Source organism: Paenibacillus sp. VT-400 (assembly GCF_001029205.1).
Classification (GTDB): Bacteria; Bacillota; Bacilli; order Paenibacillales; family Paenibacillaceae; genus Paenibacillus; species Paenibacillus amylolyticus.
The window spans coordinates 1,063,592-1,084,055 of record NZ_LELF01000067.1 but is presented as its reverse complement, the minus strand read 5'-3'; the positions used below and the strand labels follow the sequence as shown (position 1 = coordinate 1,084,055).

Here is a 20,464-nt window from a genome sequence, read left to right as displayed (position 1 = left end):
ATAGCACAATTTTGAATGCTCCGGCATACGTAGACCCTGTCCATTACATGACAAAAAACACTCAGGTAACTCCGGGCCGAATCACGAAACGGCCCCGATATTACGACATGAGCGCTAATCATTTCTAAGCTTGTTCAGCTTTCCAACCGTTCACTTTGGGCAGATGAAGGTGTATCCTCCAGACCCTCTACACCTGTGATCATCACAGACAGTGCTGTGGACAGGTTAATTTCGTAGGGCGAAGATAAGGTCTGGCCGTCGGCATCCTTGAGCACCCGGATAAGTGGACGTTGAGGAACACGTGGATGAATCGCTGCGACCACCCCAACCTCTCCCGTACTGAGCGTGACCGATAGGCCCACGGGGTAGATCGCTACACAATCCCTGAATCTCTCCAGCATTCGTTGTTCATAAAGCGTTCCTGAGCCCGTATACAGCACCTCTACGGCCTGATGTGGCAGCAAGGCTTGCTTGTAGACTCGATTCGTTGTCATGGCATCATACGAATCAGCAAGAGCAATCCACTTGGCATACTCATGAATCTCTTTATCCTTCAGCCCAAAGGGATATCCGCTGCCATCAATTCGCTCATGGTGCTGCAATGCACAATGTGCAGATAGAAGCGGTATACCTGGTTCGTCTTTGAGAATACGATGTCCATATGTAGTGTGCTGCTGAATGATTTTAAATTCCTCGTCACTTAATCTGGAAGGCTTATGCAGAATTTCTGGTGCAATCTGAGTCTTGCCAATATCATGCAATAAGGCACCCAGACCAATCTCCATTAATTGCTGGCGTGTGTAACCCGAAGCGACACCAAGAACCAGTGTATACACACATACATTCAGCGAATGATTATACAGGTCAAAATCACTGGAGTTCATGTCCATCAGCATAATCATGGCTTCCTTCTGACTGCCGATGTCTTCCAGAATCGCATTCATCACACCACTAAGCGCTTTACCGAAATGAGGAATCCGATTCTTCGTTTTCATTCCCGACATGCTCTGAAATTGCTGCTTGATCTCTACCAGTGCCTTCCTTCGGGTCTCTTCCTGCAACATTTCAGGAACAATGATGTCCTCTGTCGCAGCATCTTTAATATACACATAACCGACTCCGAGATCCTTAAGGCGTCCAATCAATCGACTGGTTAGCTCTACATCCTCACTAAGTAATACAAGGCCTTCTTCACTATAAATACGTTTCCCCAGCTTCATGCCAGGCTGCAATAAGTTTATATGTACTAAACGCACAGCCTATCCTCTCCCGCTCCGTAGATGTAATTACCACTAGCCGCCGCTTCAGCAGAAGGCGAGCACTTAAATTTAGCTTTGATGCCAGCGGGCTCGCAGGCTGTCGTCCAGAGCCCCTGGTCGTTTTATTTCCGTTTCCAGCAAATCGCGTATGAATTCCGGAAGATGATAGAGCGTACGGGTTCCATGAGCAAGAGGAGGATACCCCACATTGAACGTAAACATGTCCAGAGTCCCAACGATATACTCACATTGTTCGTCCATAGGCTCTCCATTGATGGATATGGTCTGGATCTTCTCATAGGCTGGCGCATCTGGATTGTATTGAACTTCCATTCCGTCCATACATAACGTGCCTAGAATATGACCACGAAAACCAAATCCCACAATGGGCTTACCTGAAAACTCGTCCAACAAGGACTGCTCAAGTGCTTCACGAATATGACTTCCACTCAAGCATATTGTACAAGCATTTATAGGAGATGGACATAGGGAATGCAACATTCCTTTTGTAATATTACCTTGTGGAAGATCTCCGAGAAGCTGACCTGCATTCACCAGAGACAGCTGTGCCCCCGTGAAATGACGAACAGCTTGTGCAAGCAAGGTAGCAAACGGGGATTCCCGGTCATACGTGATGGGCAGCACCCGATCCGTTATCACTGCCGTCTGATTGAGTGTCCTTTCAGCCTCGGCACGATTCGTAGCGATTGCCAGCGCGACCTGATCATCCAGTAATATACTCTTGGCAGCCATACAACCGCTACTTACCAGTTGGAGAGGCTCTCCCACACTTGTTCGTTCCAAAACCACTTTCCCAAGCCATTGGCCAAATTTTCCAGCTGCACCCAGCACGGTCTGACCAATGACTAAGGGTTCTTCGAGAACATGATGGGTATGTCCACCGAGAATAACATCAATTCCCGTAATCTGCTCTGCCAGTCTCCGATCCGTCGAAAGCCCCAGATGTGAAAGAATAACCACCACATCCACTTCATCACGTAATGCTTCCACTTGAGCTCTTAATGACTCCACAGGGTCCAGAACATCCCACCCGAGCAATTCGTAAAACGTGGTAAAAGGGGCCGTTGCCCCCAGCAGAGCAACGCGAAATGGACCTTTCTCCACAATCAGAGAAGGTTTCATCCACACTGGCGCAAGTCCAGTATCTTGCTCCACAACATTGCTGCATACCACAGGACACAGAAGTCCAGCGTAGGACTGTGAGAGCTGATCTGGCGTAAAGGTTAGTCCTTCGTTGTTGCCGATTGTAATGGCATCGTAGCCCGTCAGGTTAATAACATCAACATTAGCCGTCCCCAGCGTCCCTTCTGTCTCAACGGCCATACGGTCCATATGATCGCCGATATCCAATACAAGGAAGTTGCCACCTTGGTCACGTTCCTCATTGATCATAGCGGCGATGGTGCTCATGGAGCCGAAGTGGCTATGAATGTCGTTGGTGTGCAGAATCGTTAACGTTTGGTTCTCCCTGGTGCTCATCACACCGCCTCCCCTGCTCTTCAATAAACGTTCATTCTTCTAATGGATAAGCATAACATTTTCCGCGTCGTTATGATATATTTATAGGGTTTAGAGATCAAAAAGAGGTGAGTCATATCCATGAAATTGACAATTCAACTATTTGCAGGCATTGCAGAACGTTTAAATACATCCCTTCTGGAGTTTGAGTACATTGGAGACATTCCAACCGCTGCCGATTTAAAAGAAAAACTGAGTCTGGCCTACCCAGAGGCAGCTTCTCAGATAAAGACATCCTTTTTGGCAGTTAACCAGCAGTACGCTCCTGCCGATACTATACTTAGCTCAGAAGATGAACTTGCGTTGATCCCTCCCGTCTCTGGAGGCGATGGTACGGATATATCCGATGAACAACTTCGCTCTACCGTTCCAGAGCATCGGACTGCAGATGGCTTATTTCTGATTACAGAGTCCACCTTGTCCGTGGAAGCAACAACGGCGCTAGTGATTACCCCGAATCACGGGGCAGCTCTTACTTTTGTAGGTACAACTCGTGAAATGACCGGTGAACAGCGCACCGTTCATCTTGAATACGAGGCCTATGTGCCGATGGCTCTTTCTCAGATGGCAGCCATTGGTGTGGAAATCTCCGATCGCTGGCCTGGTGTGTTATGTGCAATCAGTCACCGAATCGGCAAAGTGGATGTGGCAGAGATTAGTGTAGTCATTGCCGTTTCCTCGCCTCATCGCAACGACTGTTATGATGCAAGCCGTTACGCCATAGAGAGACTGAAACAGACCGTTCCGATCTGGAAAAAGGAAATTTGGGAAGATGGATCTGAATGGAAGGGACATCAATTAGGACCATGGAACCCCATGGAGAACTAAATAATGAGCCTTTACACCTTTTAGATAGAGTGGGTTAATAGTAAATAAGTCGTTGTCAACCCATTTTTTTCTTGTTATTATAATTATATGTGTCGATATTAGTCGAGAAAAGGTGGTTTATACGTGAGAGTGCATGTTACTGATCTTAAACCGGGTGACCTGTTAAAAAATGATGTATACAACAGTTCGGGTCTCCACATGCTGATGAAAGGTTCCACCCTCAGTGAAGATGACCTATCCAAACTGTTGCAACATGGAATCGAGTACGCAGATGTAGAACACACACCATCCGACCTACACTCTGATGCACAAACCTTACCTTCCGATCAAACCCGTCTGTTAACTAATTTGTTTAACGATACGATCAAAGGTACTGAATCTCTATTTCAACAAGCGATGGAGAAGGGTTTTATTGATGAGACACAGGTCGATGAGATTTTGTTTACCCTAACAGAACAGTTGGAAAAACAAAAAGATGTTGTCTCCTTGTTGCTTATGCTGGACGGGGATAGCGATTATACGTACAACCATTCATTGCAAGTCGGAATGCTCGCTTTTTATATCGCCGGCTGGATGGGTTACAACCCCGAGGAATGTCTAACGGTAGCCAAAGCAGGATATCTTCATGATATCGGCAAGTCCAAGATTCCTTCTGAGATTTTACATAAACCTGGTAAATTGACTACGGAAGAATTTGACGAAATGAAGAAACACACATTCTATGGGTACGATATCATTAAAGAATCCACGCAGGATGAAATTCTGGCAACGGTTGCACTTCAACATCATGAGCGCGAGGATGGAAGTGGTTATCCTCATGGACTGCGAGGAGACGAGATCCACCCCTATTCCCGTATAACTGCTGTAGCAGACGTTTACAGCGCCATGACGACCAATCGGGTGTACCAGACCAAACAGGAACTGATCTCTGTACTGTGTGAACTGTACAGCCTCAGCTTTGGTCAGTTAAATGCTGAAGCAACACAAGAACTGATCAAGCACATGCTGCCTAATTTTATCGGTAAAAGGGTTCTGCTCACCACGGGTCAGACGGGGCTCATTGTCATGAATAATCCTGCGGATTATTTCCGACCACTCGTTCAGACCTCTACGGCCTTTATCGATTTAGCGAAAGAAAGAGATATTGCTATCGTTGAGATTTATGTACAATAACTGTTCATTGTACACAGCATGTATACGAAGAACCCCATAGTAACTGAAATAACCAACTTATAGGTTGGCATATGACAAAAGGGAAGCCGTAATCGGCTTCCCTTTTGTCTATTCCGATTCAATCATGTTGGATTACACACAGAATGCTTTTGTAATGATAACCAACAGAATGAACAGTACCAAGATTGCACCAGTGTTTGTGAACATATTGTATCCACCAACGCCGCCTACTCCGCCTACATTGCCACCACAGCCATATCCTACTTCGCTCATGTGATTGCCTCCTCTTCATCAGGTATACCCTAACATATGACGTTTCCGTTGGAATGAACCGGGCGAACAGGCAACATTCGATAAATGGTTGTCTGTCTGCATCTACCTGAGTGGGTTAGCCTTTTGCTACTCCCTGTTCTTTGCAGGGATCTATATATCGGACTCCGAATGAACCTGGATGCCTTTTTCCTTGCGGTACATGATAACAAGTAATCTCCAAAATTCATAACTGCCTTTGTCATTCATAATAAACGGTCGATAATAATCAAATGCTTGTTGAGCCCATGCGGGACAATCCATATTAGAAAGTTGCTCCTGTTGCTGAATCCATCCCCCTTGAATCTCCAGCGTTTTCTGCATGGCTTCAAACATTTTCTTCTGCTCAGTCGTCATCGGCGGAGCCTCCTGTTCCTGAGATGCAGTTCCGTATTCGGCCTGTAGATACACACCCGGTTCTGTCACACCATCTTCGCTGGCAGTATATCCGTAAGATGGCGCGCTGGTTTTCCGGATCTCATAATGTACATGCGGGCCGGTACTCTGACCCGTGCTTCCCTGATTACCGATAAGCTGGCCTCTCTTCACCCGCTGCCCAACGTTTACGGCAATCCGCGAAAGGTGAGCATAACAATGCAAGTAACCGCGATGATCTTGAATTGCAACTGTAAGCCCATAACCACCGAATCCGGAGCCTGTAACTCCTTCGGAAGCAAAACGTACCCTACCTTCCATAAAGGCATAGACGGGGCCATTCCAAGGCTCTGTCACGAGATCAATTCCGCGGTGGAATGTCTGTCCACCATGAATAGGATGAATTCGATAGCCGAATGAACTTGTAATCCGATATCCCTCGAAAGGGTTCACGCTCATACACTCACATCCTTTTCTATCATTAAATGCTTAAATCTATGAAATGGCTTGTGCTATTGGTCTTATTTTATTCCACAAAAATACCGCTCAGAATATCATTAAGGAAACCTTATGGTCTCTCCAACGGTATATTCCAAGCGGCGCTGTGCTAATATGAACACTCTATGAGATGTATATATTATTATTTCATTTTAACCACTGCTCACTTCTAATTCAGAGGTCTGTATATGACGCCTAGCTGATCCAATTCCTGTCCTGCTCTTCCATAAAATCCGGCAATGTACCACCCCGCTGGTGCCTCAAGTTTGATTTGTTCTGTGGTCTTTTGTCCGCCTTCTACTTTATTTCCAAGATTGGTGGACAACTCCACGTAAAAGATCCGTTTATCTCCATTACGTGTCCCCTGACCAATTGTTGCCTCGGTTAAGTACTCTCCGTCTGCCAAGTTCAGTGTGGCAATGTTGGATTGACCACCATGTACCAGGTTCGTTCCATCCCTGTACAGCGTTGAAATGCCGTCTACACGATTGCCCGAGTTAAGCACCACTGAGCTAGGTCTGGCATCGGGAATCTGATTCAGATCATTAAACCCAGTTCCTCCGGATCCTCCGATTGTTGAACTTAGTTGGTACTGAGAAGATGTGCTGTACACAAATTCCGCTGTAATCGGATAATGATCGGAGAGTTGCTTCCCACTCGGGTCAACAAATGTTTGATTTTCCAAACGGTAGCTCTGTGCATTAAGGGACAATGCTTTACTTCCGCGATACAAAATTTTGTCCACGATCTCATAGTTGGGTCCATTTAAATTGCTTGCATCCATAAGGGCGTCTCCATCAGCGGGAATACTCCCACCACGAATCAAATCGATCCACGGATCTCTTAAACCATTCTCAGACATGAGTAGCTCTATATTGTCAGCGGCACGGGTGTACCGTGTATTGGTATCCCCGAATACGATAACTGCGTTCCCGTCCGAGTGCTCCTTTATGTAATTGGAGAGTTGTCTGATATTATCTCGTCTGGCCTCAAGCGATTTATCATCGCTACCTGCGTCCGCATGCAAGTTGTACACGTCCAATTTTACCTGAGGTGTGATCTCATATGTAGCTGCTGTAAATCCTTTTGGAGTCAATTCATCACTTCCATTGTCAAAAAGACCAGATCGCTTATCCCAGGTAATACGCTTCAAGTCACGGAATGGATATTTGGACAGACTGTTCAACCCACTACCAAACCCCGCAATTCCGCTTGTTTTCGTCAAATACGGCAGAGTGACTTGGGATATCAGCTCATTATGATAATTAAAATCCTCTTGCACATTAATGATGTCATAGTCATTTAATTTTGGGGAAATCTGAACGGTGTACTCCTTTGGGTTGGAGCTGGATACCAGGTCCGGAAGACCACCTACATTGTAACTGAGTACCTTGAATGAACCCGATACCGATCCACCTTCTGCTGCACTCGCCGTTGATAAAAATAACAGAGAGCTTGTAAAGGCAACAACAGCAGACAATACCAAGGCTGCTCCTTTTTGAACTATACTTCTTCGCATCATAACCCTCCTCATATTAGAATCTATTCAAATATATGTAATATTCGTTAATGGAAGAATAACGCTGGTCTATTCATTTGTAAATATACAAATTGAACTAAAGAATATTTCCGCTTGCCACTCCGATAACAGAATAACCTTCTGATCACTGTTATCCCCAGATTTTTTGAATAAAAATACCCCCTAGAGAGACTTTTTAAAAAGTCTGTTCTAGAGGGTATTCGATCACATAAAACGATATCTACCGCTTAACATCAGCAACTAGCTTCAGCTTTACGGCTTCAAAAGGCGCTGCATTGGATTAACCAATGGAACCTTCCATTTCGAACTTGATCAATCTATTCATCTCAACAGCGTATTCCATTGGCAATTCCTTCGTGAATGGCTCAATGAAGCCCATGATAATCATCTGTGTTGCTTCTGCATCAGTCAGACCACGGCTCATCAGGTAGAAGAGTTGATCCTCAGACACTTTGGATACTGTAGCTTCATGCTCCAGCATGATGTTATCATTCATGATTTCATTGTAAGGAATTGTATCCGATGTGGACTCATTATCGAGAATGAGTGTGTCACACTTGATGTTGGATTTCGCGCCCTCAGCTTGACGTCCAAAGGAAGCCAAACCACGGTACGTTACTTTACCACCATGTTTACTGATGGACTTGGATACAATCGTAGATGTTGTATCCGGAGCCAAGTGGATCATTTTCGCACCTGCATCCTGATGCTGGTTTTTACCAGCTACAGCGATGGAGAGTACGGAACCTTTAGCTCCACGGCCTTTCAGTACAACCGCTGGATATTTCATCGTCAGTTTGGAACCGATGTTACCATCGACCCATTCCATCGTTGCATTTTCTTCTGCAACCGCACGTTTCGTAACGAGGTTGTAGATGTTTGGTGCCCAGTTTTGGATCGTTGTGTAACGAACACGAGCATTTTTCTTACAGATGATCTCAACAACCGCACTATGCAGTGAGTTCGTGCTGTAGATTGGAGCTGTACAGCCCTCTACATAGTGAACGAAGCTGTCTTCGTCCGCAATGATGAGTGTACGCTCGAATTGTCCCATATTCTCGGAGTTAATCCGGAAGTAGGCTTGCAGAGGTACTTCACATTTAACGCCCTTAGGCACGTAGATGAAGCTTCCTCCAGACCATACCGCACTATTCAAAGCAGCAAATTTATTATCTGCTGGTGGAATAACCGTTGCAAAATATTCACGCAGGATTTCGGGATGCTCTCTGAGAGCCGTGTCCGTATCCATGAAGATTACACCTTGGTCTTCCAATTCCTTTTGCATGTTGTGGTATACAACCTCGGACTCATACTGAGCCGATACACCTGCAAGGAACTTTTGCTCTGCTTCAGGGATACCCAATTTATCAAAGGTTTCCTTGATTTCGGAAGGAACTTCCTCCCATGTTTTACCTTGTTTTTCAGAAGCACGAACGTAGTACTGAATTTCATTGAAATCCAATCCGTCGAGATCTCCGCCCCATTTCGGCATTGGCATCTTTTCGAATTGTTTCAGGGATTTCAAACGGAATTCCAACATCCATTCCGGTTCATTCTTAATCTTGGAAATCTCGGTAACCACTTCTGCAGTCAGACCTTTACCGGTTTGAAAGATGGATTTGTGCTCGTCGCGAAAACCATATTTGTACTCTTCCATTTCTGGTGCTTTTTTAGCCATCTTGCTCTACCTCCCTATCGTTATTGTACTTTGTTCTCTTCGTCAATCCCTTTGCGTAATGCATTCCAGGCCAGAGTGGCACATTTGATGCGTGCAGGGAACTTGTTCACACCGGATAGGGCTTCGAGATCTTCATAATCGTCGAAATCGACTTCTTCACCTTTCATCAGTGAGGAAAAACGGTTAGCGATATCGAGTGCCTGTTCCATCGTTTTGCCTTTGACGGCCTCTGTCATCATCGATGCAGAGGACATGCTGATGGAGCAGCCTTCACCCGTATATTTGGCTTCCTGGACGATTCCGTCTTTCAGCAAAATTTGCAGTGAAATCCGGTCGCCGCACGTTGGATTGTTCAAATTCACCGTGACAGCGTCATTATCAAATGTTCCGCGGTTACGCGGGTTTTTGTAGTGGTCCATTATAACACGTCTGTACAGATCATCAAGTTGCATCGCCAAAATACTCCTTTGTCTGGATTAAGGCGCTGACAAGCCGATCTACATCTTGTTCGTTATTGTATAGATAGAAGCTGGCACGAGCTGTTGAGCTAACTTCAAGCCAGCGCATTAGTGGTTGACAGCAATGGTGTCCGGCACGAATGGCTACGCCACTCGCATCCAGCACAGTTGCCACATCATGCGGATGAACATCCCCCAGATTAAAGGTAACAACACCCACATGCCGCTTGGCTGGGCCATAGATGGTTAACCCATCGATCTCGGCCAGTCGTTCTGTTGCATAAGCTGCCAGCACACTCTCATGATGTGCGATCTCATCCATACCAATCTGCTCCAGAAAATCAATGGCAGCTCCCAACCCTACCGCACCTGCGATAATCGGGGTTCCACCTTCGAACTTCCAGGGAAGCTCTTTCCAGTTGGATTCGTACAGACCCACATCATCAATCATTTCACCACCGAACTCAATGGGTTCCATGGACTCCAGCAGCGCCTTTTTGCCGTAGAGTGCACCGATTCCGGTTGGTCCGCACATTTTATGACCGGATAATGCATAGAAATCACAGTCCAGATCCTGAACGTCCACCTTCATGTGAGGTGTGCTTTGTGCGCCATCAACAACGATGACAGCACCATTGCGGTGTGCAATTTCAGCAATTTGTTTCACAGGATGGATCAGACCCATAACATTGGATACATAAGCGATTGCTACAATTTTAGTATTGTTCGTAATCGTCTTCTCGACATCAGCCAATTCAATATGACCGTCAGGCTGAAGCGGAATGTATTTCAATGTTGCACCTGTCTCCTTGGCAACCTGCTGCCAAGGAATCAGATTACTATGGTGCTCCATTTGCGTGATAACAATTTCATCGCCTTCTTTGCAATTGGCGCGGGCGTACGATGAAGCCACCAGATTGAGGGCTGTCGTTGTCCCGCGAGTAAAGATAATCTCCTGTGTACTGCGGGCATTGATAAACTTGGCTACCTTCTCACGTGCGCCTTCGTAAGCGTCCGTTGCACGGCTTCCAAGGGTATGAACACCACGGTGTACGTTGGAGTTCTCATACTCATAATAATGTTTGACTGCTTCGATCACAGCATGAGGCTTCTGTGAAGTTGCAGCACTATCTAAATATACGAGCGGGTGTCCGTTAATTTCCTGGTGGAGGATCGGGAACTGCTCGCGAATGGATGGGTTCATTGTCCCAGCTTCTTCTCAATCAGGGACTGCAATTGGGTGCGCAGTGCTTCCAGAGGAATATCCGCCACCACCGGAGCTAGGAAGCCATAGATGATCAGGCGTTCGGCATCCGTACGGTTAATTCCGCGCGACATCAAGTAATGAATCTGCTCGGCATTGACTTGACCAACAGAAGCCGCGTGACCTGCTGTTACATCATCTTCATCAATAAGGAGGATTGGGTTCGCATCTCCACGTGCTTTAGGGCTCAGCATCAACACTTTCTCTGTCTGCTGTCCATCGGCTTTGGTAGCGCCTTTCTCAATCTTAGTGATTCCGTTAATGATTGCAGATGCTTCTTCACGCATAACTGCACGTGTAATCATCTGACTTGGTGTATTCTTGCCGAAGTGACGAGCTTCTGTGGTGTAGTTGATTTTCTGCGAACCGGAACCTACAGCGATGACTTTGGAATCAGAACTTGATCCATTGCCTTTCAGCACGGTCATCGTGTTGCTCGCTGTGTCGCCATTGTTCATTTCGCCTACAATCCATTCGATGGAAGCATCATTCTCCAACACTGCACGACGGAATGAAACATCAGTTACATTCACACTCAGTTGATGAACCGATGCGAAACGTACTTTAGCACCGGATTTTGCGAATACTTCTACAACACCATTATGGAAAACAGGTGCGGACAATTCGCCAGATACATAGTTATCAACATAAGTTACTGAACTGTTTGCTTCTGCAACTACAAGCACGTGAGGTGCAAACGTTGCAGATGCGTCGTCCGTAAGCAACACTGCTTGCAGTGGTACTTCGATTTCGACATTTTTCGGAACATACAGGAAGACCCCGCCATTCCAAAGTGCCGCATGCAATGCAGCGAGGGAATGCTCATCCGCTTTAACTGCTGTGTTCAGATATTGTTTTACCAGATCGCCATGTTCGCGAACCGCTGTAGCCAGATCCGTGAAGATAACTCCTTTTGCTGCCAGATCAGCAGACACCTTGGAGTATACCGTACCGGAATTGCGCTGGATAACCAGACTGCCTTCAGCTTGATCCTGAACCAGATCTTTGATAGAAGCAGGTACTTCTGTCAAAGAAGAAATAGCTTCACTTGTTTTATATGTTCCGTACTCGCTGACATTCCAGCGTTCGATTTTTTGTTTTTCCAGTTTAGGAAGCGCAAGCCCGCTCGCAAGCTTTAAAGCTTCAAGCCGCTGTTCGGTCAACCAGCCGGGTTCATTGTTGCTTTCCGACAAGGCGCGAAGCGCTTCAGATTCAACCGGAAGAATTGTTTGTGTAGTCATTAATTAATCCTCCTCCGTTTTGTCTTTACGCTTCTTGGCCTACAGTTTCGTCTGTAATTCCCAGCTCTGCCTTTACCCAGTCATACCCTTCCGCTTCCAGACGGTGAGCCAATTCAGGTCCGCCGGATTTCACGATACGACCTTGCATCATTACGTGAACATAGTCAGGCGTAATGTAGTTCAACAGACGTTGGTAGTGAGTGATGATCAGGAAGCCACGGTCTTCGCTCTTCATAGCGTTCACACCGTCAGCCACGATTTTCAAAGCATCGATGTCCAGACCGGAGTCAATTTCATCAAGTACTACGATTTTCGGATCAAGCAGCATCATTTGCAGAATCTCGTTACGTTTTTTCTCACCACCGGAGAAACCTTCATTCAGGTAACGGTGAGCGAACTCAGGGTTCATGTCGAGTTCTTTCATTTTACCTTCCATTTGACGAATGAACTTGATCAGGGAGATCTCGTTACCTTCGCCACGACGTGCGTTAATTGCACTACGCAAGAAGTCGGAGTTTGTAACACCTGCAATTTCACTTGGGTATTGCATAGCCAGGAAGAGACCTGCACGTGCGCGCTCATCTACAGCCATATCCAATACATCTTCACCATCAAGTGTAATTTTACCGTCTGTTACTTCATATTTAGGGTGACCCATCAATGCAGAAGCAAGAGTGGATTTACCTGTTCCGTTTGGCCCCATGATTGCGTGGATTTCTCCACCTTTCATTTCCAGGTTGATGCCTTTCAGGATTTCCTTACCTTCGATCGTCGCTTTCAGACCTTCAATGACGAAATTCGTAGCCATGTGTATTGTTTCCCTCCATTGATTAAATTGATGTTAGTTGTCGAAAACGAAAAAGCGCCTATTATATCTGAACAGGGCTTCCCCTGAATTTCTCCTGTACTCGATTCTTAAAGCAAGAACACTTTAGAATAATTCTAAACTGATTCTCAATGATAATCAAGTCATTTCCTAAGAACCTTTGTCCATTGCATGAAACCTTATTCTTTCTGATTCTATAGTAAAAGACAAATTGAATCAAATCAGAAAACATCTTAAGCACAAATGCACAGTGAGAAAAATCACAGCAATTCAAGCTTTTATGTCATCTGCTGTACACTAATCTAAAAAAAGGACTCATCCATATTATGGACAAGTCCCTCCGTTAAATAACGTTACCATTTACAATTTGAGCATCTCGTTAATCTTCTGTACCTGTTCGTCAAAATCCGCAACGTCCACCACCGGCGTCATTTCGCGCGGCACCGGACCATTCGGAATAGAAATCCATGAACGGCAACCATTATATTCAGGCAGTACGGGGATTTCCATCGGTTCTTTCAAAAGGTACACACGTAAAATCAATACATGGAGCGGATCTTTCCGTTTCCATTTCAAACGGTCTTCGGCAAAATCCGCTGTCCACATATGAAAGTCAAGAAGTCGATCCAGCATCTCCTGATCTCGTATCTCCAGGTCCTGCGTTACTTCGGCATATGCAGTAATACGGATTGTCGAAGCTTCGGGCACCCATTCGGCCAGTGATTCTTCAACATAGGATTGATCCGAGGACTTAATCAGTTCTTTACGCTGATGTTCATAAGTCGGATACAGGTAAAACGCCGGACTTTTCAGCTCAAAATGTCGGGTTTCCTCTACAATCCCACCTTTGCGCATCACCATAATCTGGCGACCCGTTTCCAGTGCTTTGATTGCAGAAGCCCATTCTTTTAAAGCCGGTATCGTTGGTTCTAACATAAGCGGTCCCCTCCCCTATCGTTCTTGTCAGCAGTATAGACGCTCAGGGCGTTTCTGACAACATGATCGGGGATCAGAAAGCTTACGCAAGAGACCCACTTGTATTAGGCGAAATCTTGGCTATATTAACCCAGGAAAGAGCGAAGCATCCACATGTGTTTCTCCAGGTCAGCCTTAAAGCCTGTCAGCATATCGGATGTTGGTTGATCTTCAGCTGCATCTGCAACTTCGATACCTTCCTGATATTCATTCGAAAGTGTAGCGAAGTCCTCGATCAGGTTTTGCACCATTGTTTTTGCGTCTTCTCCGCCTGCTGCTTCCTGGATAGAGGAAAGCTCCAAATACTCTTTCATTGTAGCCGCCGGGCTACCTTTCAGCGTAAGGATACGCTCTGCGATTTCATCCATTTGTACTGTAACTTCGTTGTAGAACTCTTCGAATTTCACATGCAACGTGAAGAAGTTAGGTCCTTTAACGTACCAGTGATAGTTATGGATTTTAACATACAATACGTTCAGGTTAGCTACCTGACGATTAAGTACTTGTTCCACCGATTTTGCTTGATCTGTTTTGTTTTTTGTAGCCATATTAATCCCATCCTTTATTTAAAATTAGTCTGTCATGCCATGATAAGCAGGTTGTCCCGCAATGCATAACAGAGAGTTAATAATGTGTCACCACATGTAGTGGAGAGGCTTGTTAACGGCGTTTCTCTCAACCGTCCGGCCTATTTGTTTTTACCCTTGAACCGGAAGTTCGAATCAGGATCGACTTGACTTGTCTCAAAAAAAAGTTCAAAAACCGCGTTATTTCCGATATACTGACATATACCAAGCAAAGAAGTGGGTTTTCCTGTTTCTTCATATATATGGAGGTGGCACCTTTGTCCCAATATCGCCCGTTTACCCCCCAGGATGCAATTGAACTGGCCAAAACATTACCGGGTCCATTTGCAGCAGATGCGAATCTGGATTGTCACGAGATCGGCGATGGCAATCTGAATTTGGTATTCCACATCACGGATCAGAACTCCGATAAAAGTATCATTATCAAACAGGCGCTTCCTTATGCGAAAGTGGTTGGAGAATCATGGCCGCTCTCTCTGGTACGTGCCCGCATTGAACGTGAGATTCTGCAGGAAGAGTATCGTCTGTGTCCAGGGATGGTACCCGAAGTGTATCATTACGATGATGACCTCGCGTTAACGGTTATGGAAGATCTGAGTGATCATGTGATCATGCGTAAAGGCCTGATCGAAGGTGTTTCCTATCCTCTTTTTGCACAGCATATCGGGGAATTCATGGCAAGAACGTTGTTCTTCACATCAGACTTGGGCATGGATCAGCAATTGAAGAAGGAACAACAGGGCAGATTCATTAATCCGGACCAATGCAAAATAACGGAGGATCTGATCTTTGATGAACCCTACCGGATCGCTGAGAAAAATAATTATGATGTTTCCATTGAGGACGAGGCTGAAGCCCTCCGCACAGATGGAGAACTTCACCTTGAAGTGGCCTTACTGCGGGAAAAATTCCTAACACATGGGCAGGCATTGCTTCATGGAGATCTGCATACAGGCAGTATTTTTGTTACACCTGAATCAACCAAGGTCATCGATCCCGAATTTGCATATTACGGCCCCATGGGATTTGATGTCGGTGCAGTCCTTGCGAACCTGCTCTTGAATTACGCATCCCTGCCAGGATGGATTCAGGATGAGACTGCTTTGCGTGAGCGTGAGACGCTTTTGCTGAATATGGTTCGTGATGTATGGACTGAATTCGAATCTCGTTTCCGTGCCCTCTGGGTTAATGACCTCGTTGATCCGATGGCAAAAACGCCAGGGTATCAGGATCTATATGTGCAACAATTGTTCAGAGATTCCATTGGCTTCGCAGGTGCCAAAATGGTTCGTCGTATCGTGGGACTCGCTCACGTGGCGGATATAGATACCATTCCAAATGCGACTGAACGTGAACATGCTCAGCGTAAATCATTGGCCATTGGTAAAGCATTGATCAAGAACAATCGTCGCTTGAATACCATCGGCGAAGTACTGGATATTGTATCCACAGCTGTTACTACTACTAAGGTTTAACATAAGGAACGGAGGAACCACCCATGACAACCCCTGAATATCAGCCTCTGTCCTCTCTCATCTGGAAAAAGGACAAGCTTGAAATGCTTGACCAGCGTCTGCTGCCCGAAACGATCCTCATGTTGAAATTGTATACACCCGAGGAAGTATGGGAATCCATCCACTCCATGAAAGTGCGCGGTGCTCCGGCGATTGGTATTGCTGCTGCATTTGGTGTTGTATTGGGTGCCAAATCATATGACGGAACAACCGTTCAAGGTTGGTTGGATCACGTAAAATCCATATGTGCTCATCTGGCTACTTCCCGACCAACAGCGGTGAACCTTTTCTGGGCACTGGATCGCATGATGCAAAAAGCAAATGAGGTCGTTGAATCCGGCCTGAGCCTGGATGAGGGCAATGATGCTCTTGAAGTAGAAGCTCTGTTGATTCAGAAAGAAGACGAAGAAGTATGCCGCATGATCGGTGAGAATGCACTGCCTTTGTTCGAAGATGGTATGGGTGTACTTACTCACTGTAACGCAGGCGGACTGGCTACGGCGAAATACGGTACGGCAACTGCTCCAATGTATCTCGCGCAGGAACGCGGCATTCACCTGAAGGTATTTGCAGACGAAACTCGTCCCGTACTTCAGGGTGCACGCCTGACTGCATTTGAGTTACAGCAAGCCGGCATTGATGTCACGCTGCTCTGTGATAACATGGCAGGCATGGTCATGTCCAAAGGTTGGATTCAAGCCGTTATCGTCGGAACAGATCGTGTTGCAGCGAACGGTGACGTAGCTAACAAAATCGGAACTTACAGCGTGGCCGTGCTTGCCAAGGCTCACAATATTCCGTTCTATGTAGCAAGCCCATTGTCAACTATCGACTTGTCCACTCCATCCGGGGACCTCATTCCAATTGAGGAACGTGCTGCGGAAGAAGTGACCGAAGGATTTGGTAAACGTACAGCACCCCAAGGTGTTAAAGTATACAATCCAGCATTTGACGTAACGCCTAACGAATATGTAACAGCTATTATCACGGAAAAAGGCGTTGTTCGCGCACCTTTCCAAGAAAATCTGGCTGCCTTGTTCGCAAAGGAAGAAGCTTAATTTAATGAGAAGCGTTCAAGAAAAAAGATCGTGTATAGAGCTAGTGGCTACTGATGTGCCCGGCTCTGTATTAGAACGCTAAGACGCTAAAGAAGGGCTTCCCACATGGGGAGCCCTTTTGTTAGTAATTAGATCATTTTCAACAAAGCCTCTACACCCGTCATGCCAACGGTAATGCCCATGGCCTCGGCTTCTGTTGTCACCGACTCCATAGGTGCATGCAATAATTGCTCCAGTGTACGCACACCAACCGCCCGAGCTGCAATAATTTTGCGATTCCCGAGCTTCTCATTAAGTAACCCCACGTCGAGTGCTCCGCACATGATATATCCTTTGGATGTGTTAATGGTCAACAACGTTGTTTTGGGCAGCTTGACTTCTACCCCTACCAATACATGCTCTCCAACTACAATGGGCTCCATCGTCACCATAATTTCCCGATCCACCTCCTCACTCCACAGGTCACGATAATTGTATGCCTCATTCTGGATTGTCGTGTGGACACCTGCCGTGTTTGAGAAAATGTAGGTACTTACAGTTCAAATATATTATTGCTAATTCTTCTCGCAGACTTAGATAGTAGAACTATGCTTTAGTTGAAATATAAAAAGCCACCTCAGAAATGAGGCAGCTCTCATAATAATCATTAATATTTTTGAGCATCTATAAGTTCATCAAGGTCATACTTTAAATTATTATCCGTGTATATTACTCTAAGCCTTACAGCATCAGTAACCCTAGCCAACATTAAACTAATGCTGGTTTTTTTCTTGTCAATTATCCAATTAGATTCAAGAGCAATAGCACCCGAGACTAAATCTTTTTCTACGTCTTCACTATCATAAAGTACTCGTTTCCCACTTGGAGTTAAACCATCTTTGAAGTTAATTGAACCATCATATTCATCAAAGAGATCACGTTTTATGCTGAAGTATTTATAGTACTTATCCATAGTGGTTTTCTTAGTATCATTAGGAAAAATCTCGTATACTGCACGTACTAATTTGTTTTTGTAGAATATGTATACTAGTTTTGCGTTGACTCTGAATCCCGTTGTTTTGTACTCCAATAACGAGATATCCTTTATTTTTGATTGATCTAGCAATTTAGATTTTTCTTTCTTTTTAACCTGATTAACTGTCATACCCCAATTTACGTTCTTAAAATCATACTTAGTAGCTGCTGTTGCTGGTTCATATGTAGTTGAAACGACAAACAATAATAAAACTAAAAACGATAAAACCAACTTCTTCATATGTAGACCTCGTCTCCTAAATTATGGAATGATTATACCATGCCAAAAGGAGCGGGTCTATGGGATTCGATAAAAGGGATTAGAAAGCAGGGAATACACACCAATAAAAGCCCCCCTCACCCAAGGTGAGTTGAATTGGGCCTACTTTAAAACGTATGCTCATCATTCTTTAATCGCCTTATCTCCGTTAAATCTCTTCTAATCCCCAGTACTCGTCTATGAAGTACACTGCGGTCTATTGATTCAGCTACCGACTTTTTGAACTGGACATCCAATTCACTTAATGGCTCCTGAGCTAGTTTCTTTTTATGTATTGGTTTAACTTGAACTTTTGTAGTTTCAGGCTTGACAGGCTTCAATCTTTTCTGCTTCATAATCTGTTCAAATACACTGTCCTCTTGATGCATGGTCTTCATTCCTTAATGTGTGATGAGCATATTGTAACATAATAACGAGAAGACGGTTGTTAAACGTCAGAGTACAAACAATTAAAGTGGGCATAAGATGAATGTTGTCTCATACGGGTTCATTATTTACGTGTAACAGCACTTTGCGACTCTACTCCAAAATGAGGTAAGGTAGTTGCTCCGTAAATGCCAATACGTGCTCTCCAACAATAATGGGCTGCATCGGTCAACAAATTGCCCGATCCACCTCCTCTTCCACAGTTCACGAATGTTGTTTTCCTCATTCTGGATTGTCTTGTGGACACCTTCTAAAAGACGTGAATAATAAGGTTTATTTGTAATATTCACCCATTTGTTTCGGCATATTTCTGCGTCTCTAGCACTATGATAATTTCCTTTTTAATGATATAGTGAATTGAAGCGTTTTTTTGAGCTGACATAATTTTTAACGGGGCTGGGATGAATGAAAGAAACCTTATCCAATCAAGAGGACATCGGCTTTTTATTTAATGTCGATATACTTATTAAGAGCCGCTCAAATGCATTGGCACTGCAGTCCCTGTTGGAGTTCATAAACAATGAAGAACAAATTGCGGACTTTCGGATTCAATCCGGCATAGAGCTAGGCAAAATTATTGAAGCGACACTCCAGTCCAAGAAGGACTCTTTCGTCACACTTCACAACGAACGCAAAAAAGCCAACGCAGCACAGAAGGCGTCCACTGCAGCTCAGACACCTGCCTCACCTGCTCCAGTCAAAACACAGAATCAACAAGAACAACCGGTTAGCGAGAAAAAGCCTGCCACCCAAACATCCAATGTATCCGATGGGAACTCGTTTGACGCGTGGATTGACACGCTCATTAAAGAGAATAAACTCACCCGTATTGTTGTCAATAACAAGAACGGTAAACATCAGAGCATTCCTTGCCGTATTCTGAATTTTGATCGTGATACCAGTATTGTGAGCATCTACCATGTCGATGAAAAACAGGTGTATACGTTCCGAACCAATGAAATCGATGAGTTTCTGTAACTAACTTCATCAGATTAAAACAAAAAGCAACTTGCGTTAGAATGACGGGACATTCTAACGCAAGTTGCTTTTTTACTTCAATGGTTCATGTAGGATTGAACCCTCCGAGATTTATTTGGACCGATCAGGAGCGATCCTTACCTCGCTGCCATACATCTAATGCCAATAACAACCATCCGGCAATGAAGGCTACCCCACCAATCGGTGTGATGGCACCCAGAATCTTGATGCCAGAAATACTAAGCACATACAAACTGCCTGAGAACACAATAATTCCGATAAACAACAGACGCGCTGCCCACTTCAGTTTTGTCGATGCTCCAAGTTGACCAGCCGTCAAACCAATAATGAGCAAAGCCAATGCATGAATCATGTGATATTGCACACCTGTCTCATATGTAGCTATGGCCGCCGGCCCAATCGTATCCTTGAGCATGTGAGCACCAAACGCACCAATCGCCACCGACAGCATGGTCATTACAGCTCCAAGCATCATCCATCTTCGTTGCATATAAGTTCTCTCCCTTAATTCAACTACACTTCACACCTATTATTGTAGCGAATCCACTCCTTCTTTACCAGTCGGGACGGAGCTTCAAAGGTCATATGTCTGTTTATACTTAACAATCCTATCCCTGCCCTAT

21 protein-coding genes are annotated in these 20,464 nt (G+C 45.0%); 5 read left to right on the top strand and 16 right to left on the bottom strand.

Annotation, left to right across the window (positions count from 1 at the left end; genetic code table 11):
- Positions 1-134 precede the first annotated feature (134 nt).
- Positions 135-1,256, bottom strand: a complete 1,122-nt coding sequence (locus tag EL84_RS15655) for an HD-GYP domain-containing protein (protein ID WP_036669909.1) — start codon at positions 1,254-1,256, stop codon at positions 135-137.
- A 72-nt stretch (positions 1,257-1,328) separates the two neighbouring features.
- Positions 1,329-2,759: a bifunctional metallophosphatase/5'-nucleotidase gene (locus tag EL84_RS15650; RefSeq protein WP_047842303.1), complete on the bottom strand. Its 1,431-nt coding sequence runs from the start codon at positions 2,757-2,759 to the stop codon at positions 1,329-1,331.
- 120 nt (positions 2,760-2,879) lie between these two features.
- Here EL84_RS15650 and EL84_RS15645 point away from each other — a divergent pair, with 120 nt between their 5' ends.
- Both EL84_RS15645 and EL84_RS15640 read left to right on the top strand, forming a co-directional pair.
- The gene (locus EL84_RS15645) at positions 2,880-3,626 is read left to right on the top strand and encodes a molybdenum cofactor biosynthesis protein (RefSeq protein WP_047842302.1); all 747 of its coding nucleotides are present in this window, start codon (positions 2,880-2,882) and stop codon (positions 3,624-3,626) included.
- 123 nt (positions 3,627-3,749) lie between these two features.
- Complete coding sequence (locus EL84_RS15640) at positions 3,750-4,799, top strand: HD-GYP domain-containing protein (RefSeq protein ID WP_047842301.1); 1,050 nt, start codon at positions 3,750-3,752, stop codon at positions 4,797-4,799.
- Positions 4,800-4,931: 132 nt separating this feature from the next.
- On the opposite strand, the gene EL84_RS32285 is transcribed toward EL84_RS15640, so the two are convergent.
- The 10 genes from EL84_RS32285 to EL84_RS15595 all read right to left on the bottom strand — a co-directional run bounded on the left by EL84_RS32285 (position 4,932) and on the right by EL84_RS15595 (position 14,511).
- Positions 4,932-5,072 carry a hypothetical protein gene (locus EL84_RS32285; RefSeq protein WP_017689533.1) on the bottom strand — a complete coding sequence of 47 codons (141 nt, stop codon included), beginning with the start codon at positions 5,070-5,072 and terminating at the stop codon, positions 4,932-4,934.
- A gap of 150 nt (positions 5,073-5,222) precedes the next feature.
- On the bottom strand, positions 5,223-5,942 hold the full coding sequence (locus tag EL84_RS30880; protein WP_053061508.1) for a M23 family metallopeptidase: 720 nt from the start codon (positions 5,940-5,942) through the stop codon (positions 5,223-5,225).
- Between the two features lie 208 nt (positions 5,943-6,150).
- Complete coding sequence (locus tag EL84_RS15630) at positions 6,151-7,500, bottom strand: jacalin-like lectin (RefSeq protein ID WP_200904532.1); 1,350 nt, start codon at positions 7,498-7,500, stop codon at positions 6,151-6,153.
- 301 nt (positions 7,501-7,801) lie between these two features.
- Positions 7,802-9,199: a Fe-S cluster assembly protein SufB gene (gene sufB / locus EL84_RS15625; protein ID WP_036669904.1), complete on the bottom strand. Its 1,398-nt coding sequence runs from the start codon at positions 9,197-9,199 to the stop codon at positions 7,802-7,804.
- Between the two features lie 20 nt (positions 9,200-9,219).
- Complete coding sequence (gene sufU / locus EL84_RS15620) at positions 9,220-9,651, bottom strand: Fe-S cluster assembly sulfur transfer protein SufU (protein WP_017689537.1); 432 nt, start codon at positions 9,649-9,651, stop codon at positions 9,220-9,222.
- Entirely contained in the window at positions 9,641-10,861 is a 1,221-nt protein-coding gene (locus tag EL84_RS15615; protein WP_047842300.1) for a cysteine desulfurase, read from the bottom strand. Before EL84_RS15615 ends, sufU begins: the two co-directional genes overlap by 11 nt.
- Positions 10,858-12,162: a Fe-S cluster assembly protein SufD gene (gene sufD / locus EL84_RS15610; RefSeq protein ID WP_036609929.1), complete on the bottom strand. Its 1,305-nt coding sequence runs from the start codon at positions 12,160-12,162 to the stop codon at positions 10,858-10,860. Before sufD ends, EL84_RS15615 begins: the two co-directional genes overlap by 4 nt.
- A gap of 25 nt (positions 12,163-12,187) precedes the next feature.
- The gene (gene sufC / locus EL84_RS15605; protein WP_036609931.1) at positions 12,188-12,970 is read right to left on the bottom strand and encodes a Fe-S cluster assembly ATPase SufC; all 783 of its coding nucleotides are present in this window, start codon (positions 12,968-12,970) and stop codon (positions 12,188-12,190) included.
- Between the two features lie 378 nt (positions 12,971-13,348).
- Positions 13,349-13,924: a DUF1802 family protein gene (locus EL84_RS15600; protein ID WP_017689541.1), complete on the bottom strand. Its 576-nt coding sequence runs from the start codon at positions 13,922-13,924 to the stop codon at positions 13,349-13,351.
- A 125-nt stretch (positions 13,925-14,049) separates the two neighbouring features.
- A complete protein-coding gene (locus EL84_RS15595) occupies positions 14,050-14,511 on the bottom strand; it encodes a Dps family protein (RefSeq protein WP_017689542.1) in 462 nt (153 codons plus the stop codon).
- A gap of 296 nt (positions 14,512-14,807) precedes the next feature.
- On the opposite strand from EL84_RS15595, the gene mtnK reads away from it, so the two are divergent.
- Both mtnK and mtnA read left to right on the top strand, forming a co-directional pair.
- Positions 14,808-16,025, top strand: coding sequence for an S-methyl-5-thioribose kinase (gene mtnK / locus EL84_RS15590; protein ID WP_036609933.1), 1,218 nt, complete (start codon positions 14,808-14,810; stop codon positions 16,023-16,025).
- 23 nt (positions 16,026-16,048) lie between these two features.
- Positions 16,049-17,122 (top strand): S-methyl-5-thioribose-1-phosphate isomerase, encoded by a 1,074-nt coding sequence (gene mtnA, locus EL84_RS15585; protein WP_036609936.1) that lies wholly within the window; start codon positions 16,049-16,051, stop codon positions 17,120-17,122.
- A gap of 128 nt (positions 17,123-17,250) precedes the next feature.
- On the opposite strand, the gene EL84_RS15580 is transcribed toward mtnA, so the two are convergent.
- The 3 genes from EL84_RS15580 to EL84_RS15570 all read right to left on the bottom strand — a co-directional run bounded on the left by EL84_RS15580 (position 17,251) and on the right by EL84_RS15570 (position 18,784).
- Complete coding sequence (locus tag EL84_RS15580) at positions 17,251-17,553, bottom strand: YunC family protein (RefSeq protein WP_047842299.1); 303 nt, start codon at positions 17,551-17,553, stop codon at positions 17,251-17,253.
- 215 nt (positions 17,554-17,768) lie between these two features.
- A complete protein-coding gene (locus tag EL84_RS15575; RefSeq protein ID WP_047842298.1) occupies positions 17,769-18,377 on the bottom strand; it encodes a hypothetical protein in 609 nt (202 codons plus the stop codon).
- A 146-nt stretch (positions 18,378-18,523) separates the two neighbouring features.
- The gene (locus EL84_RS15570) at positions 18,524-18,784 is read right to left on the bottom strand and encodes a hypothetical protein (RefSeq protein WP_047842297.1); all 261 of its coding nucleotides are present in this window, start codon (positions 18,782-18,784) and stop codon (positions 18,524-18,526) included.
- 463 nt (positions 18,785-19,247) lie between these two features.
- Here EL84_RS15570 and EL84_RS15565 point away from each other — a divergent pair, with 463 nt between their 5' ends.
- Positions 19,248-19,820 carry a hypothetical protein gene (locus EL84_RS15565; RefSeq protein ID WP_036609959.1) on the top strand — a complete coding sequence of 191 codons (573 nt, stop codon included), beginning with the start codon at positions 19,248-19,250 and terminating at the stop codon, positions 19,818-19,820.
- 124 nt (positions 19,821-19,944) lie between these two features.
- On the opposite strand, the gene EL84_RS15560 is transcribed toward EL84_RS15565, so the two are convergent.
- Complete coding sequence (locus EL84_RS15560) at positions 19,945-20,331, bottom strand: DUF423 domain-containing protein (protein ID WP_017689551.1); 387 nt, start codon at positions 20,329-20,331, stop codon at positions 19,945-19,947.
- Positions 20,332-20,464 lie beyond the last annotated feature (133 nt).

Coding starts and splice junctions, on each gene's coding strand:
- EL84_RS15575 (WP_047842298.1), bottom strand. CDS start 18,377: ATGAAGAAGTTGGTTTTATCGTTTTTAGTTTTATTATTGTTTGTCGTT.
- mtnA (WP_036609936.1), top strand. CDS start 16,049: ATGACAACCCCTGAATATCAGCCTCTGTCCTCTCTCATCTGGAAAAAG.
- sufB (WP_036669904.1), bottom strand. CDS start 9,199: ATGGCTAAAAAAGCACCAGAAATGGAAGAGTACAAATATGGTTTTCGC.
- sufD (WP_036609929.1), bottom strand. CDS start 12,162: ATGACTACACAAACAATTCTTCCGGTTGAATCTGAAGCGCTTCGCGCC.
- EL84_RS15580 (WP_047842299.1), bottom strand. CDS start 17,553: ATGGTGACGATGGAGCCCATTGTAGTTGGAGAGCATGTATTGGTAGGG.
- EL84_RS15595 (WP_017689542.1), bottom strand. CDS start 14,511: ATGGCTACAAAAAACAAAACAGATCAAGCAAAATCGGTGGAACAAGTA.
- EL84_RS15600 (WP_017689541.1), bottom strand. CDS start 13,924: ATGTTAGAACCAACGATACCGGCTTTAAAAGAATGGGCTTCTGCAATC.
- sufU (WP_017689537.1), bottom strand. CDS start 9,651: ATGCAACTTGATGATCTGTACAGACGTGTTATAATGGACCACTACAAA.
- EL84_RS15650 (WP_047842303.1), bottom strand. CDS start 2,759: ATGAGCACCAGGGAGAACCAAACGTTAACGATTCTGCACACCAACGAC.
- EL84_RS15630 (WP_200904532.1), bottom strand. CDS start 7,500: ATGCGAAGAAGTATAGTTCAAAAAGGAGCAGCCTTGGTATTGTCTGCT.
- sufC (WP_036609931.1), bottom strand. CDS start 12,970: ATGGCTACGAATTTCGTCATTGAAGGTCTGAAAGCGACGATCGAAGGT.
- EL84_RS15565 (WP_036609959.1), top strand. CDS start 19,248: ATGAAAGAAACCTTATCCAATCAAGAGGACATCGGCTTTTTATTTAAT.
- EL84_RS15560 (WP_017689551.1), bottom strand. CDS start 20,331: ATGCAACGAAGATGGATGATGCTTGGAGCTGTAATGACCATGCTGTCG.
- EL84_RS30880 (WP_053061508.1), bottom strand. CDS start 5,942: ATGAGCGTGAACCCTTTCGAGGGATATCGGATTACAAGTTCATTCGGC.
- EL84_RS15615 (WP_047842300.1), bottom strand. CDS start 10,861: ATGAACCCATCCATTCGCGAGCAGTTCCCGATCCTCCACCAGGAAATT.
- EL84_RS32285 (WP_017689533.1), bottom strand. CDS start 5,072: ATGAGCGAAGTAGGATATGGCTGTGGTGGCAATGTAGGCGGAGTAGGC.
- EL84_RS15645 (WP_047842302.1), top strand. CDS start 2,880: ATGAAATTGACAATTCAACTATTTGCAGGCATTGCAGAACGTTTAAAT.
- EL84_RS15570 (WP_047842297.1), bottom strand. CDS start 18,784: ATGCATCAAGAGGACAGTGTATTTGAACAGATTATGAAGCAGAAAAGA.